15 protein-coding genes are annotated in these 15,844 nt (G+C 69.6%); all 15 read right to left on the bottom strand.

What is annotated here, in order from left to right; translation table 11 throughout:
* Window positions 1-4: 4 nt before the first annotated feature.
* A complete protein-coding gene (pncB, locus tag AC3ITN_RS03335) occupies window positions 5-1,180 on the bottom strand; it encodes a nicotinate phosphoribosyltransferase (RefSeq protein WP_489392074.1) in 1,176 nt (391 codons plus the stop codon).
* Window positions 1,181-1,232: 52 nt separating this feature from the next.
* The gene (locus tag AC3ITN_RS03330) at window positions 1,233-2,069 is read right to left on the bottom strand and encodes a glycosyltransferase family 2 protein (protein WP_489392073.1); all 837 of its coding nucleotides are present in this window, start codon (window positions 2,067-2,069) and stop codon (window positions 1,233-1,235) included.
* A complete protein-coding gene (locus AC3ITN_RS03325; RefSeq protein ID WP_489392072.1) occupies window positions 2,066-2,926 on the bottom strand; it encodes a glycosyltransferase family 2 protein in 861 nt (286 codons plus the stop codon). The genes AC3ITN_RS03330 and AC3ITN_RS03325 overlap by 4 nt, the downstream gene beginning before the upstream one ends.
* Before the next feature lie 72 nt (window positions 2,927-2,998).
* The gene (gene gspD, locus AC3ITN_RS03320) at window positions 2,999-5,203 is read right to left on the bottom strand and encodes a type II secretion system secretin GspD (RefSeq protein WP_313347807.1); all 2,205 of its coding nucleotides are present in this window, start codon (window positions 5,201-5,203) and stop codon (window positions 2,999-3,001) included.
* Between the two features lie 9 nt (window positions 5,204-5,212).
* Complete coding sequence (locus tag AC3ITN_RS03315; RefSeq protein WP_489392071.1) at window positions 5,213-6,010, bottom strand: hypothetical protein; 798 nt, start codon at window positions 6,008-6,010, stop codon at window positions 5,213-5,215.
* Window positions 6,000-6,722 (bottom strand): type II secretion system protein GspM, encoded by a 723-nt coding sequence (gene gspM, locus AC3ITN_RS03310; protein WP_489392867.1) that lies wholly within the window; start codon window positions 6,720-6,722, stop codon window positions 6,000-6,002. Before gspM ends, AC3ITN_RS03315 begins: the two co-directional genes overlap by 11 nt.
* Window positions 6,703-7,860 carry a PilN domain-containing protein gene (locus tag AC3ITN_RS03305; RefSeq protein ID WP_313347805.1) on the bottom strand — a complete coding sequence of 386 codons (1,158 nt, stop codon included), beginning with the start codon at window positions 7,858-7,860 and terminating at the stop codon, window positions 6,703-6,705. The genes gspM and AC3ITN_RS03305 overlap by 20 nt, the downstream gene beginning before the upstream one ends.
* Entirely contained in the window at window positions 7,857-8,720 is an 864-nt protein-coding gene (locus tag AC3ITN_RS03300) for a type II secretion system minor pseudopilin (RefSeq protein ID WP_313347804.1), read from the bottom strand. Before AC3ITN_RS03300 ends, AC3ITN_RS03305 begins: the two co-directional genes overlap by 4 nt.
* Window positions 8,717-9,352: a type II secretion system protein J gene (locus tag AC3ITN_RS03295; RefSeq protein ID WP_313347803.1), complete on the bottom strand. Its 636-nt coding sequence runs from the start codon at window positions 9,350-9,352 to the stop codon at window positions 8,717-8,719. Before AC3ITN_RS03295 ends, AC3ITN_RS03300 begins: the two co-directional genes overlap by 4 nt.
* Window positions 9,349-9,768, bottom strand: a complete 420-nt coding sequence (xpsI, locus tag AC3ITN_RS03290) for a type II secretion system protein XpsI (protein WP_313347802.1) — start codon at window positions 9,766-9,768, stop codon at window positions 9,349-9,351. The genes AC3ITN_RS03295 and xpsI overlap by 4 nt, the downstream gene beginning before the upstream one ends.
* Complete coding sequence (gene xpsH, locus AC3ITN_RS03285) at window positions 9,765-10,226, bottom strand: type II secretion system protein XpsH (RefSeq protein ID WP_313347844.1); 462 nt, start codon at window positions 10,224-10,226, stop codon at window positions 9,765-9,767. The genes xpsI and xpsH overlap by 4 nt, the downstream gene beginning before the upstream one ends.
* A gap of 51 nt (window positions 10,227-10,277) precedes the next feature.
* The gene (gspG, locus tag AC3ITN_RS03280; protein ID WP_313347801.1) at window positions 10,278-10,712 is read right to left on the bottom strand and encodes a type II secretion system major pseudopilin GspG; all 435 of its coding nucleotides are present in this window, start codon (window positions 10,710-10,712) and stop codon (window positions 10,278-10,280) included.
* 43 nt (window positions 10,713-10,755) lie between these two features.
* On the bottom strand, window positions 10,756-11,976 hold the full coding sequence (xpsF, locus tag AC3ITN_RS03275) for a type II secretion system protein XpsF (RefSeq protein WP_489392070.1): 1,221 nt from the start codon (window positions 11,974-11,976) through the stop codon (window positions 10,756-10,758).
* A 40-nt stretch (window positions 11,977-12,016) separates the two neighbouring features.
* Window positions 12,017-13,750, bottom strand: a complete 1,734-nt coding sequence (gene gspE, locus AC3ITN_RS03270) for a type II secretion system ATPase GspE (protein WP_489392069.1) — start codon at window positions 13,748-13,750, stop codon at window positions 12,017-12,019.
* 118 nt (window positions 13,751-13,868) lie between these two features.
* Window positions 13,869-15,722 (bottom strand): S8 family peptidase, encoded by a 1,854-nt coding sequence (locus AC3ITN_RS03265; RefSeq protein WP_489392068.1) that lies wholly within the window; start codon window positions 15,720-15,722, stop codon window positions 13,869-13,871.
* Window positions 15,723-15,844: the final 122 nt, after the last annotated feature.

The following is a 15,844-nucleotide window of genomic DNA, read 5'->3' as shown; positions in this document are numbered from 1 at the left end:
GCGGTTACTCCGGCGGCAGCTCGAATACCTGGCGCAGGTAGGCCAGGTAACCCGGGTCGTCGCACATGCTCTTGCCCGGCGAATCACTGAGCTTGGCCACCGGCTGGCCGTTGCAGCGGACCATCTTGATGACGATGTTGAGCGGCGTCGGGCCCAGGTCGTTGGTGAGGTGCGTGCCGACACCGAACGCGACCTGGCAGCGGCCGCGGAAGTAGTCGAACAGGCGCATGACCTTTTCGATGTTCAACCCGTCGCTGAACACCAGCACCTTGCTGCGCGGATCCACGCGGCGTTCCTGGAAGTGGGCCAGCATGCGGTCGCCCCAGCTGAACGGGTCTCCGGAATCGTGGCGCACGCCGTCGAACAGCTTGCAGAAGTACATGTCGAAGTCACGCAGGAAGGCGTCCAGGCCGACCACGTCCGACAGCGCGATGCCGAGGTCGCCGCGATACTCGCGCGCCCACGATTCCAGCGCCGCCACCTGCGAATCACGCAGCCGCGGCCCCAGCGCCTGGAATGCCTGCAGGTATTCGTGGGCCATGGTGCCGTGCGGGGTCATCCCGTAGAGACGCGCGAAATGCACGTTGCTGGTGCCCACGAACTGCGCACCCAGCGCGTCGCGCATCATCGGCAGCATGCGTGCGTGCCACTCGCGCGAGTAGCGGCGGCGACTGCCGTAGTCGGCAATCCGGCACAGCTCGAAACCCGGGGTATCGCGCAGCAGCGCGGTCTTGGCCTGCAGGCGGCGCTCGCCTTCGGCGAAGTCGGCCTCGCTGGTGTTGCGGAACCAGACCTCGTTGATGATCGCCAGCAACGGGACTTCAAACAGGATGGTGTGCAGCCACGGACCGGTGATGTCCAGATCGATCTCGCCGGGCACGGTCTGCGACGGGCGCAGGTTGATGTACTTGCGATCGAGGTGGAACAGACCGAGGAAGTCGGCGAAGTCCGGCTTCACGAAGCGCAGCCCGCGCATGTAGGCGAGCTCTTCGTCGGTGAAGCGCAGCGTGCAGAGATGATCGATCTCCGCGTTGATCTGCGCGATGAACTGCGCCAGGTCGATGCCCGTCGTACGGCACTTGAACCGGTACTGGACCTGCGCGCCGGGGTGCTGGTGCAGCACCGCCTGCATCATCGTGAACTTGTACAGGTCGGTGTCGAGCAGGGATTGGATGATCATGTCGGGGATTATGCGCCTGCCTGCATGTACCCACCAACGGTGGGTACGGATTTCACCGGCTGCGCAACAACCGCGGAATCTGCGCAACCGCATGCGCCCAGATCGCGCCCCACACCGCCCCCTGCACCAGCACGTTGCGCTGGCGTGCCTCGAATTTGCGGAAGTAGCGCCACAGCCCACGGTGCTTGTGCCATTCCACGAAGAACGGGCGAGACCGGCTGGATACCCCCCGCACGTGCACCACCCGCAGGTCGTTGGCGATGGCCACCACGGCACCGGCCTCGCGCGCGCGCCGGCACAGGTCCAGATCCTCGGCGTGCAGGCGGTAGCCGGCATCCCAGCCGCCGATGCGCTCGAACAGCGCGCGGGGCATCAGCAGCAGCGCGCCGGACAGCGCCGGCACCGTCTGCAGCGCCTGCGCCGGATCGGCCGGAATGGCCAGGCGCGCGCCCTGCCCCGGCCGGCGCAGCATGGCGGCAAAGTCCGGGTCGCGGCGGCGCACCGCGGCATCCGGCTGGCCCTGCTCGTCCACCTGCTCCACGCCCAGCACGCAGTCGCCCAGCGCCTCACCGCGCACGCGCAGCTGGGCCAGGGTGTCCGGAGCGACCATCAGGTCCGGATTGATGAAGGCCAGCCAGGGGCCGTGGCTGTCGGCCACGCCCTGGTTGTTGGCGGCGGCGAACCCGGGGTTGTCCGGGTTGGCGATGAAACGCACGCGGGGATCGGCAGTGGCGTGGCGCTGCACGATGTCCAGCGTGCCGTCGTCGGAGGCGTTGTCGACCACGCGGATTTCGGCGACGTCGGTGGCGGCGCGCAACCGCGCCAGGCAGTCGTCCAGGGTGCTGGCGCTCTGGTAGCTGACGATCACAACGGCAATGCAGGAATTCAAACGGACGACTCCGGGGCGGGTGCGGCGGGCGATCCGAACAGATCGCCCTGGGAACGCGGCATTATCGCCTGCCGGTGCAGGCCCTGCAGGGCTTCCCTGGCCTGGAGCAACGGGTCACCCATCAGGAAGCTGGCCAGCCGCGGCTGCCAGGCCGGCCAACGGGTGGCCAGCGCGTCCATGTCGCCCTCCTGTGCCTGCGACTCCCCGCCGCGCGCAACGAACGCGGTTTCGCACAGCGCATTGCGCCAGCCCAGGCCGGCCATGCGCAGGCTCAAGTCGATCAGTGCGGCATTCCACGAGGCATAGCTGTGCATGTCCAGGCCGCCGGCCTTGTGCCGTGCGTTGGCCCGCAGCAATACCGCATGGGTCACCGCCGACGGCAGCTCCGGGTGCAGCGCGGGCAGTGCGGCGCAGGCCTGGGCGAGTGCCTGCAGGTCGTCGGGCGCCGGGTTGATCTCCCCCAGTCGCGGCCACGCCGCCGTTTCGCCGGCATTGCACCACGGGGTGGCCGAGCCGATCGACGCGTCACGCGCGAAGCAGGCATCCAGTTGCTGCAGCCAGCCCGGTGCGGGCACCGCATCGGGAGCGAGCACGACCACGTCGCTGCCTGCACAGGCACGCAGCATTTCATCCAGGTGGGCCACCTCGCCGATCGCGCGTGCGCGGCGGGTGTACTCGGCATGCAGGGGCGTGTTGGCCAGCCAGTGTTCGATCACCGCCTGCGCGCGCGGACCGGCCTGGCCGTCGTCGGCCAGCCATGCCGGCGTACCGGCCGGCGTACCGGCATCGAGCGCGGCAAGGCAACGGTCCAGGGCGCTGTCATCGACCCCGATCGGCAGCAACACGATCGTCCCCATCCGTCCCCCTGTGCGCGGCCACCTGACCGCAGCGTAGCAGGCGCGGCCACCTGCGTGGCGGCCGCAGGTGGCTCAGCGCCGCGGACGCGGCGCCGGGAACGGCTCCATCGCACGGAAGCGGTTGCTGTATTCGTCGGTCAGATTGCGCGACTCCTGCGCGTTGCGCACGATGGTCGGGGTCAGCAGCACGATCACTTCCGAGCGCCCGGTGTTCTGGGTCTTCTTGCCGAACAGTGCGCCGATCACCGGGATCCGGCTCAGGCCGGGCACGCCGTTGGCGCCGTCTTCCTCCGAGTTGGTGATCAACCCGGCCAGCATGATGGTGTCGCCGCTCTGCACGGCCGCTTCGGTGGAGATCTTGCGCGTGTTGATCGGCGGGTTGCAGGTGGTGCGGGTCGGATCGCAGCCGGCGGGGATCGCGCCGGCCGAGCTGACTTCCTGCACGATGTCCAGGAACACCACCCCATCGCGGGTGATGCGCGGGCGCACCTTGAGGATCACGCCGGTGTCCAGGTACTGCACCTGGCTGTAGGTGTTGTCGCCACCCACGCCGGTGTTCACCGACACCGAGTTGATCGGAATCTGGGTGCCGACGTTCAGGGTCGCTTCGGCGTTGTTGCGCACGAAGATCGACGGCGTCTGCAGCAGGCGCAGGTTGCTGACCTTGTCCAGCGCGGTGACCACCGCAGCCGCATTCTTGCCGAGGAAGGTCCAGCCCACGCCGCCGTCACCGACCACGCCGGAGATGCTGCCCCAGATCGAGCGCCCGAGCGCACTGGGCAGATCGATGCCGCTCTCGGTCTTGCCGGTGGCCACGGCCTGTTCGAAGAACCAGTTCACGCCATAGCTGAGGTCGCCGGTCAGCGAGACCTCGGCCACCTGCGCTTCGATATGCACCTGCATGGGCATCACGTCGAGCTTCTCGATCACCTCGCGGATCGACCGCCAGGCCTGCGGGGTGGAGCGCACCAGCAGCGTGTTGGTTTCTTCCACCGCCGACACGCCGACCGTATCGCCCTGCACTTCCAGGTTGAAACTGGCGTTGCCGGACTGGCGCTGCGGCAGGCTCATGGTGCCGTCGCCCATGCCGCCGGTACGGTTGGTGCCGCCGCTGCTGCCGTTGGTGTTGAGGCTGTTGCCACTGGTGCCGTCGCGGCTGCCCAGCTCCTGCACGGCGGCGCCCGGCGCCAGCGAGCCGCCGCCACCGCGACCACTGCGGCCGTTTTCGCTGGCGAAGGCTTCGGCCAGGCGCTCGGCCAGGTCCTTGGCCTTCACGTAGCGCAACTCATAGGAAAACAGGCGGGCGCTGCCACCGGCGGTGTCGATGCGCTCCAGCCACTGCTGGATCTGGTCGAGGTAGCGCGCCTGCGGGGTGATCACCAGCACGGCGTTGGCGTTCTCCAGGGGCAGGAAGCGGAACATGCCTGCGCTGGGGGTCTTGCTCTCCTCGCCGAACACCTTCTCCAGATCGGCCGCAACCTGCTCGGCCTTGCCGGTCTGGATCGGGAACACGCCGACGGACATGCCCGACAGCCAGTCCACGTCGAAGATCTCCACGGTGCGCAGGTAATTTTCCAGCTCGCTGCGGGTGCCGCCCAGGGTGATGACGTTGCGGCCGCTGTCGACGTTGACGATCGCATTGGGGCGCGCGTACGGCTCCAGCACCTTCTTCATCTCGGTGGCCGAGATGTACTGCAGCGGGACCACGCGCACCTCGAAGCCGCGTGCGCTGGCCGCCGGGGCGGTGCTGGGCGCGACGGTGCCGGCCAGCGCCTGGTCGGCGGCGACGATGTTGTAGCGGCCGCCGCTGTAGACCATGCGTGCGTTGTTCCACCCCAGCACCATCTCCAGCAGGTTCAGCGCCTGCGCGGATGACACCGGCTTGGGCGTGGCCAGGGTCACCGTGCCCTGCACGCCCGGCGCGATCACATAGTTCTGGCCGAGCATGTCGCCCAGGATCGCTTTGACCACTGCGTGCACCGACTCGCCTTCGAAGTTGAAGGTGGCGGTGCCGTTGCTGGCCTGCGACAGCGACGGCGCGGCGGCGGCGGCCGCGCTGCGGTTGATCATGGTGCCGGTGCCACGGCGGATCACCGCCTGCGGCGTGCCCTCGGCACCCAGCGGCTGCGCCTCCACGCCGTCGCGCGAGCCGTCACCCGCCACGACCTGGTGCGAACCATCAAGGACCGCGTCGCGGCGGACTTCCGGACCGGGCACGGTGGCGCAACCCGCAAGGAGGGCAACGGCGAAGGACAGGGAGAAAAGACGCAATGTCATGCTTTCACTCTATTTGGTTTGGCCGGAGCCGCCGGGCGGCGACTGCGACTGTTGCTGTTGCTGCAATTGCTGGCGGCGCGCCTGGATGCGGGCGCGGATGGCTTGCATCTGTTCTTCGCTGGGCCCCTGCGCGGGCGCGTTCTGCGCGGCCGGCGTGGGCACCGGCGACACCGCTGCAGGCGGCGGCATGGTCGGCGCCCGCGCCGTCGCCTGTGCGGCTTGCCCGCCCGTGCCCGGGGGCGGCGGCAACGGGGCGCGCACGCCCGGCGCCTGCGGCCCGCCCTGGGTGGCCGTGCCCAGCACCGTTGGCGGCTCGCCGCCTTGGCCGCTGAAGGTCACCAGCTCCAGGGTCTGGGTGCCGCCCGGGCCGGTCACCGTGGCGCTGCGCGGTTCCAGTGCCAGCAACTGCCAGCCGTTCACCGCATCGCCGTTGAGGCGCAGCCGCAGCGACTGTTTCTGGTCGGTGGTGAGGATGGCCATGCCGAACTCGGTGGTCAGCAGCACGCCGGTCAGCGTGACCGCGCTGGATGCGCTGCCCGGTTCAGCGCCCCCGAGCAGGTAGGGGCGCGGCTTGCGGTCTTCGGCGAACAGCGGGCGCGCGCCGATGTCGGCGTAGGCGGCGGCCGAGGCGATGCGCTCCGGTGCGGCCGGTGCCAGCACGGGCAGCGGCGGCGTAGTGCGGTCGCCGGCATCGAGCGGGGCGATGCGTCCGCCCGCGCCCAGCAGCGTGGCGATCCACACCGCGGCAGCCCACACGGCCACGCCGCCGAGCCACCAGCTGCGCAGGGGAGCCAGTTCAATCTTCAAGGGTGCCCTCCTCGACCGGTGCGGCAACGCCCGGATCGGCAGGCGCGGCCATGGCCGACCCTACCGGCTCGAGCCCCGCCGGGGCGGCGTCCATCATCGGCGCCGCAGGCGCTGCGGTGGTGTCGCTGGCCGCACCCGGCTTGAGGTACCCGACCAGCTCGAAGGACACGTCCAGGCCGGTACCGCTCTCGTTGGGCGAGGCCTGGAAGCGCTGCGCCAGCAGGTTGAGGTTGTCGACGAACAGGCGCGGGCTGCCGGTCTCCAGCGTGTGCAGCACCGCCGCCATTTCCGGTACGCCACAGCGCAGCCGCACCTGCAGTGCCACGCGCGGGAACTGCGCGTCGCGTGCGGTGTCGGTCAACGGCGAGCGGTTGCTGATGGTGCAGCTGCGATTGCCCGGGCTGGCCGACGCCACCGCGTCCTGCAACCGCGTGGACAACGCGGCGGCGGCGGACTCGGCGGTGGGCTCGCGCAGGAAACCCGGGCGCCCATCCAGCGCGCCCTGCACGTCCTGCAGGCGCTGCTGCACCTGACGGCGCTGCTGCAGCTGCGCCTGGACGCGCTGGTCGCGTTCCTGCAGCTCGGCAATGCCCTGGTTGATATCCAGCAGCGGCCGGGTGAACCACGGATGCACGAGCAGCAGGTAGGCCACGGCGATGGCCGCCAGCAGCAATGCCAGCGCCAGCCAGCGGTCACGGTGCGTCGGGGGCATTGCCATGGGCAACCTCCTTGGCGGGCGCGGCGGCGGCCGGGGCACCGGGCAACGGCTGCAGCTCGGCAGTCAGCGTGAAGCGATCGCGACCGGCGGCACCGCCATCGGCCTGCAGCACGCCGGTCAGGTTGACCTTGCGCCACAGCGGCGAATCCTGCAGCAGCGACACCAGCTGCGAGGCCTCACGACTGAGCCCGATCAGCTGCAGCGTGTTGCCTTCCACCGAAAGTTTTTCCAGGTACGTGCCGTCGGGCAGCAGCCGGGTCAGTTCGTTCCACAGCTCCACGGTGCTGGCGTGCGCGCCGCGCTTGCCTTCCAGGAACGCAGCGCCGTCCACCATGTCCTGCAGCTGCTGGCGCTGCGCGGCCACGCGGCGCGCATCGTGTGCGGCGCTGTCGACCTGCCCGCGCAGGCGGTCGGCGGCGGCCTGGCGGTTGTCCAGCAGCTGGTGGCCCGCCAACGCGAGCAGCACCAGCGTGGCGCAGCCCAGCAGCAGGTTCCAGCGACGCATCGGATCGTGGGTGACGCGGCGTTGGGTGGGCGGCAGCAGGTTGACGCCCAGCGGCTGCCCATGGCCGTCGTCGGCATCCACGCCCGCCAGCTGCTGCGACCACGATCCGGCCTGCTGCGCCCACTGCTCGAGCGCCTGGCGCGGAATGACCACCAGTTCGACCTGCAGCTGGCCGTCGGGCAGCGTGTCCAGTTCGCGCACGTCGTAATGGACCTGGCTGGCCTCGAACGGGGTCTGCCGGTCGATCTCGAACCCCACCACGTCGCGCAGCCGGGGCGCGGCCGCAGCGGGCAGCCGCAGTGGGCGGCGCAGCACGGCCGAGGCGGGCAGCACCCAATGCCGCGGCAGGCGGCGCAGGCGCGCCTCGAGCACGGCATCCAGGTCCGACGGCGCGGTGGGCCACGGCAGTTCCGCAATCGCCTGCACCTGCGCGGCGGTGTCGCGGCGCAGCACCAGTTGTTCGGCATGCCGCGACAGCAGCAGCCGCGAGCGCGACCAGCCCATCGCCCATTGCCAGCGTACCGGCAGCCAGGCCAGCAGCGAACGCCGCCACCAGCGCAGGCCATCGCCCACGCCCGGCGCGAGCCGTCCCTTTGCCTGCACCAGACTGTCCCGCCATGCCGTCATCGTGCTGCCATTCCCTGTTCCCAGCGAAGTACCGTGTAAGTCGTTCCCGGCGTGCCCGCCGCGCCCATGCGCACTACGGCATGCAGCACCGAGATCCGTCCGCGTTCATCCATTGCGCGGCTCTCGATACTATAGGTGCCGCTGCCGCTGGCAAGCGTTCCACCGGTCACGTTTCCATCCTCAGCGGCCTCGGCGCGTTCGCGCTCGGCCAGCAGGCGTTCGGCGTCCAGCCCGAGCGCGGTGAGTACCGGCCCGGCCGCAAAACGCGGATCGGGGCGCGACTGCCGACTGTACAGGGTCAGCATGGGTTCGAGGCGTTCATACAACGCTGCGTCCATGCCCAGCACGCGCTGCAGTTCGCCCAGCGTTTCGAAGCGTCCGTTGCGCGCGCCATACGGCAGGCCGGCAGCCACGTAGTCCGGCGTCTCGGCACCGCCCCCCGGCTGGGTGAGGCTGTCGGCATCGCGCCAGTCGGCGATCGCCCCGGCGAGCTGTCGCGCACGGCCCGGTTCAACGCCCATGGCGCGAAGGAACGCGTCCAGCAGCGCGGTATCGGCGAGATTGAGGTTGATCTTGCCGTTCTCGTCGATGATGCGCAGGTCGATGCGGCGCGTGTCGAACTGCCAGCGGTAGCGACGCCCGTCCGGCAACCACGGCGGTTGCAATGCGTTGGGCTGCAGCCGGTGCAGCGCGTACTCGAGCCCGGCGCGTGCGTGCTCCTGGCCGATGGCATCGTCGGCGATCACCCGCTGCTGCAGGTGCTCGATGCGCGCGCTCAGCGCGAACGCGCCCACCACGGCGGTGAGCAGGGCGATCAGCCACAGCACCAGGACCAGCGCCGCACCACGCGGACGGCTCACGAACGCGCCCCGCGCGACTGGGTCAGGGCGGCCACCATCGGCGGCCAGGCAACGCCCTGCTGCGGGGTGATGCGGATCTCCACCAGCGTGGGCAGCCGCCGCGTATCGTCCCAGCGCGTCTGCCAGTCGCCCAGCTGACCGCTGCGCGGGTCCACCCCACGGTAGCGGAACGCCACCTCGCGCAGATCGTCGGCAAGCAGTTCGGGGGCGCGCGGCGGTGTCTCGTCGATGCGTTCGCCGTTCTGCACGAGCGTCAGCGCGACCTCCAGGCGCAGCGTTGCACCCCTGCGCTGCACCTGCAGCTCATGCACGTACGGGCCGCCGCGACCGAGGTAGCCGGGCAGTTCCGACACGAACAGCATGCGCTGCGGTTCGCCCAGGAAGTGCACCGGTTCGCGGGTGGGATCCGGTGGCTGAGTAGCCGTCGGCAGGGCCATCGTCAGCCGCCGGCGCAGGAACCCTTCCACCGCGCGCATGCGTTCGTTCTGCGCGGCCACGCGTTCGCCGCGCTGGGCGATGTTCATGGCCGAGCGCACTGTCGCGAAGGCCAGCGCGAGGCCGCCGACCAGCAGCACGGTGGCCAGCAGGACTTCGATCAGGGTGAAACCGCGCGCGCGCTGCGGGTGCGTCATCGTGTCGTCCCCGCCGCGCTGTCCGGCACCAGGCGCAGGCTGCGCCACTGCAGGCGCTCGCCCTCACGCTCGCCCCAGGACACCCGCAGGGTGAGCTGGGCCAGGGTCGGGCCGCTGCTGACGGCGGCCGGTGCCAGCGCGGTGGCGCGCGGCTCCACATAGGGCTCCACCTGCAGGTCCCAGCGGTAGCGGCCATCCTCCCAGTCGCCCTGTTCGTGGCCGACCTGCAGCGGCGCGTCCACCCCCGTGGCGGCGAGCAGCGACTGCGCATGCAGGACCGCGCGCGTGCGCAGGTCGGCGTTGTGCACCTGCCGCGAGGCACCCGACAGGCTGCCCAACAGCAGGGTCAGCGCCAGCGCCAGCAGCGCGAACGCGACAATCACTTCCAGCAGCGAATAGCCGCGCTGTGTCCTCATGGCGCGCCCCGCACGGGACCCGACCGCACCTCGCCCGTCACCCAACCCACATCGATGCGCCACAGCGCATCGCGCACGCTCAGCTCGATGGTGCCGCCACTGGAACCACCGTCCGGATGGAATGCGATGCCGCCCTGCCCCGGTGCGTTGGCGACCTGGCCGGCGCCGTGGAAACGGACGTCCAGCGAGCCGGGCAGGCTGCCATGGCGGCCGTTGGCGCCCTGCCAGGTGCGCGCGCGCGGATCGATCAGGAAGCGCTGGCGTTCGCCGGTGGCAATGGCCTGGGTGCGCGTGTAGCGCAGTTGGCTGGCCACTTCCTTGCCGGCGCTGCGCAGGCGCATGCCATCGATGCCACCGTTCATCGCGGTGGCGGTGATGAGCCCGATGATCGCGATCAGCGCGACCACCAGCAGCATTTCCAGCAGCGACACGCCACGCATGGCGTGCCGTCGCGGCATGGCGCGGGGCGACGGGATGCGGCACGGCGCGGCGGACGGACTCACGCGCGGTTACTCGTACTTGATGTCCGCGTCGTAGCTGCTGCCCCCGACCTTGCCGTCCTTGCCCAGGCTGATCAGGTCGAATGGCTGGCCTTCGCCCGGCGCACGGTACTCCAGCGCGTGGCCCCAAGGATCATTCAGGTCGGGCGCCTTGGCATACGGGCCGAGCCAGCCGCTGGCGCCGCCGGGCTGGGTCACCAGGTCGTCGAGCTTGGCGGGCAGCTTGCCGGTGTCGAGCTGGTAGTTCTCGATCTTGCCCGCCATGGTCTGGACCTGGGCCTTGGCGATGTTGGCCTTGCCGCGGTCGGCACCGCCGAGCACGCGGCTGCCGACCAGGGTGAGCACCGCGCCGATCAGCACGATGACGATGATGATTTCCAGCAGGCTCATGCCGGCCTGGTGGCGGCGCGAGGACAGGCGGACCATTTTGCGACGGTGGATCATGGAAGCTCCTTGCAACATGTCGGGACTACGTGCGCCACGGCGGTCAGCCGATGGCATTGGTCAGGTCATACAGCGGGACCAGCACCGCAACGATCACCAGGCCGACCACCGAGGCCAGCACCAGGGTGATCACCGGTACCAGCGCGGACAGCAGGCGATCGATCGCGCGCGCGGTTTCCTGTTCGAAGGTATCGGCCGTCTTGAGCAGCATGGTATCGAGCGCGCCCGACTCCTCGCCGACCTGGATCATCTGCAGCGCCAGCCGCGGGAAGCGCTTGCCGCGTGCGAGCGACGCGGACAGGCCGTTGCCGTTCTTGACCTCGTCGCTGGCCGCATCAACATCGGCGGCCAGCGCGCGGTTTCCGAGCACGTTGCGGGCGATGCCCAGCCCGGCCAGCAGCGGCACGCCGTTGCGCAGCAGGGTGCCCAGCGTGCGGGCCAGCCGCGCGGTTTCAAGCTTGGCCACCAGCCCGCCGATGCCCTTGCGCTGCAGCAGCCAGCCGTCCACCGCCAGGCGGAACGCGGGCTGGCGCAGCTTGCGCTCGATCACCAGCACGGCCACGGCCGGCACCACGATCATCGCCAGCCAGCCCTCGCGCACGATCAGGCCGGCACTGAGCACCCACTGGGTGAACCACGGCAGCGCCACATCCAGGCTTTCATACATCAGCGCGAACTGCGGCACCACGTAGCCAAGCAGGAACATCAGCGCACCGCCCACCACCGCCAGCAGGATGGCCGGATAGATCAACGCGTTGATGACCCGGCCCTTCAGCTCGCGGCTGCGCTCCAGGTAATCGGCCAGCCGCTGCAGGGTGTCATGCAGGCTGCCACCGGCCTCGCCGGCGCGCACCATGTTGATGTACAGGCGCGAGAACAGCCCGTGCTGGCGCTCGAGTGCGGTGGACAGCGCGGCGCCGCCCCGCACCACGTCGCGGATGTCGGTGATCACCCGGCGGCTGCGTTCGTCCTCGGGCAGTTCCAGCAGAATGGTCAGCGCGCGGTCCAGCGGCTGCCCGGCGCCCAGCAGGGTCGCCAGCTGCTGGGTGAACTGCACCAGCGCGCCACCATCGAACGGCTTGCGCCGCAGCAGTGCGGCCCAGGAGGTGCCGCCGCCGCTGCCGTCGCTGGCCAGCCGCGCCTCCATCGGCATGTGGCCCTGGTCCTGCAGGCGCGCGGCAACGTCGGCTTCGCTGGCGGCCTCCATCTGGCCGTCGAACAGTTCGCCGTGCGTGTTGAGCGCCTTGTAGCGATACAGCGGCATGCTCAGGGGCCTGCCTTGACGGGTGCCGGGGTGGCAGGCATCAGCTGTCCTCCGTCACGCGCAGCACTTCTTCGATGGTGGTGTGGCCCTGCAGCGCCTTGCTCAGGCCGTCTTCGTACATGGTGCGCATGCCGGCGGCGCGTGCGATCTGCTCCACTTCACCCATGCCGGCGCGACGCATCACCGCACGCCGCAGTTCGTCGTTCATCACCAGGAATTCCATGATGGTGGTGCGCCCCAGGTAGCCGGTCGGGGCCAGCGCGGACGGCTGCGCGCGATACAGGAAAATATCGCCCTGCGGCTGCAGGCGACGCAGCCCGAACTTCTCGATCTCCTCCGGCGAGGCCGGATAGCGCAGCGCATGCTGCGGCTCCAGCCGGCGTACCAGGCGCTGGGCCAGGATGCCGTTGATGGTGGAGGTCAGCAGGTAGTCCTCCACGCCCATGTCGAGCAGGCGGGTGATGCCACCGGCGGCGTTGTTGGTGTGCAGGGTGGACAGCACCAGGTGGCCGGTCAATGCCGACTGGATCGCGATGCGTGCGGTCTCCAGGTCGCGCATTTCGCCGATCATGATGATGTCCGGATCCTGGCGCACGATGCTGCGCAGCGCATTGGCGAAATCCAGCCCGATCTGCGGCTTGGCCTGGATCTGGTTGATGCCTTCGATCTGGTACTCGACCGGATCCTCGACGGTGATGATCTTGACGTCGGCGGTGTTGAGCTGGCTCAACGCGGTGTAGAGCGTGGTGGTCTTGCCCGAACCGGTGGGGCCGGTGACCAGCAGGATGCCGTGTGGCTGCTCCAGTACCTTGCGGAACTGTGGCAGGAAGGCATCGGTGAAGCCCAGGCGGTGGAAATCGAACACCACGGTGTCGCGATCGAGCAGGCGCATGACCACGCTTTCGCCGTGTGCGGTCGGCACGGTGCTCACGCGCAGGTCCAGTTCCTTTCCCTGTACCCGCAGCATGATGCGGCCGTCCTGCGGCAGCCGGCGCTCGGCGATGTTGAGCCGCGCCATGATCTTGATGCGGCTGATCACCGCCGCCGTGAGGTTGACCGGCGGGCTTTCGCCTTCGATCAGCACGCCATCGACGCGGTAGCGCACCTTGAGCCGGTTTTCGAACGGCTCGATGTGGATGTCCGAGGCGCGCAGTTCGACCGCACGCTGGATGACCAGGTTGACCAGGCGGATCACCGGCGCTTCGGAGGCCAGGTCACGCAGGTGTTCGATGTCGTCGACCACACTGCCTTCGCCATCGGCGGTCTCGATGATGGCACCCATCGCGCTGCGGCCCTGGCCGAACCAGCGTTCGATGACGTCGTCGATCTCCGAACGCAGGCCCACGTGCAGGCGCAGCGGCACCGCCATGGCCAGCCGTACCGCATCGGCGGCATAGGGTTCCTGCGGATCGCTCAGCCACAGGTCGAGCACGCCGTCGTGCAGCGCCAGCGGACAGGCATGGAATTGTTTGAGGAAGCGCAGCGACAGCGGCAGCGCATCCATCAGGGATTCGGGCGGCGACTCGGCCACGGCCTTGCCTTCCAGCAGCGGCAGCGCCAGTACCTCGGCACAGGCCAGCGCATGGTCGCGTTCGGACACCAGGCCCAGCCGGACCAGCAATGGCAGCAGGCTGCCACCGGCTTCGCGATGCAGTGGGCGTGCGCGGGCCAGGTCGGCGTCTTTCAGCCGGCCATTGCGCAGCAACAGCGCGATGATGCGGGACTCCGCATCCATTGAAGCTTCTTCAGCAAGATGGTGGGCTACCGCATTCACGAAAGCTCTCCTGGCGACCCGGAGACTTTAGCAGTTCGCCGTGGTGCTACATGCGGTCGCCGCAGACTGAAAACGGGAGCCCGTCACATGACGGGCTCCCGCAGGTACGCCCTGACCGTTACTGGACGGCCTGGAGGCTCACGCCGCTGTACGCGGATTCACCCACCAGCTTGATGTAGTAGGTCCCCGCGGCCGGCGCTGTGAAGCGCACGGTTTCGCTGTTGCCCGGACGCGCGGACTTGGCATCGAAGTCCGTCGCAGACGGCTCGGCGCCGGCACTGACGTACACCGACACGTTGCCGCTGCCACCGTAGGTGAGGAAGCTCAGCACCTTGCCGGCACTCGCCTCGAAGCTGTACAGCGCTTCGCTGCCACCGGCGCCGCTCAGGCCGGCCACCGCCACGCGGTTGGTGAGCGCGGTCGCTTCCGGCGCGCAATCCACGGTGCACGGCTCTTCCAGGGCCTTGTCCAGCGCGGCCTTGGCGTCGACGATGCCACTGCCGATCGGCGTGGCCGCCGGGATGGTCACCGGGAAGGTGCGTGCGGTCTGCTTGAGCAGGGTTTCCAGCTGCGCCGGGGTCAGCGGGTCCTTGCCGGCCGAGGCCAGCGCGCCCTGCACCAGTGCGGCGACGCCGGCCACGTGCGGCGACGCCATCGAGGTACCGCCCATGCCCATGTAGCTGTAGGCGCCGGAGGTCGGGGTGGTCAGGCCGTTGTAGCCGGCCTGCCAGACGTAACCGCCCGGATTGCCGTCAACGCCGCCACCGCCGCCCGGGCCGGACAGGTCCACGGCCGGGCCGAAGTTGGAGTAGGAGGCGATCCCACCGGTGATGCGGGTGGCACCCACCGCCACCACGTTGGCGCAGCTGGCCGGACGGAAGTTGGCCGCGTTGCCGGCCGAGTTGCCGGCCGCCACCACCACGGTGGTGCCGCGCGACACCGCGCCGTTGATCGCATCCTGGTAGACCGCATCGCACACGCCACCGCCGCCGAGGCTCATGTTGATCACTTCGGCCGGATTCGCGTTGGCCGGAACACCGGCGACGGTACCGCCCGAGGCCCAGGTGATCGCATCGGCGATGTCGGACAGGTAGCCGCCGCACTTGCCGAGCACGCGTACCGGCAGCACCTTCGCCTTGTAGGCGACGCCGGCCATGCCGACGCCGTTGTTGGTCGCTTCGGCGATGGTGCCCGAGACATGGGTGCCGTGCCAGGAGCTGTCTTCGGCCAGCGAGCCGGCGTAGCACTCGTTGTCGTTCTCTACCCAGTCGCCGTAATCCAGCGCGCCCGGTACGCGCGCGTCGGTGGCACGACGCGAGGTCTCGGCATCACTGATGAAGTCGTAGCCTTCCAGCAGGGTGCCGGCGGCGAAGTCCGGGTGTCCGGGCAGGATGCCGGTGTCGAGCACCGCCACCACCACGCCTTCGCCCTGGGCCACGTCCCACGCGGCCGGCGCGTTGACGCCACCGGTGGCGCTGCTGAGGTGCCACTGGTACTGCGCGTAATACGGGTCGTTCGGCACCAGCTGCGCGGTTTCCTTCGGACGAACGTCGGCGCGCTGCAGCTTGACGTCGGCTTCGGCGTACTGGACCGACGGATCGGCCTGGATCTCCTTGAGCACCTTCTGCAGTTCGGCCTGGCTGAGATTGCCCTGCAGGCGGATCACGTCGGCCCCGGTGCCGAGGCGGCGCAGGTGCTGCGGACTGGCCGCCGCGGCGCGCGCGGCGGTCGTGCCCAGGCTGGCGCGCGATACCGCCGAGGTCACGGCGGCCAGCTTGGCCGAGCGGTCGGTGGCAGCGGCGGTGCCGGTGCGGTATTTGACGATGATGCGTTCGGAACCCTGTTGGGCGGTGGTGGCCTGGCGTGCGGGTTCCTTGACCGGCAAACCGGCGGCATAGGCGCTGGCGCCCACGGACAGCGACAACACGGCGGCTGCCAGCACGTTGATGCGAAGGTTCTGCTTTCTGGTCACGGTGTAATCCTCTTCAAGGTCATGGATCAAACGACTGTTCAGGCCAACACTCCATGCGGAAACCCCGGCCGGCCCTGGCCAGGGTCTCCGTGACCCGCCCCCTCAGGCCCTGCATTGCATAG

It is taken from the genome of Stenotrophomonas sp. KH_036_B, assembly GCF_057839485.1.
This window is presented reverse-complemented; position numbering and strand designations above follow the sequence as displayed.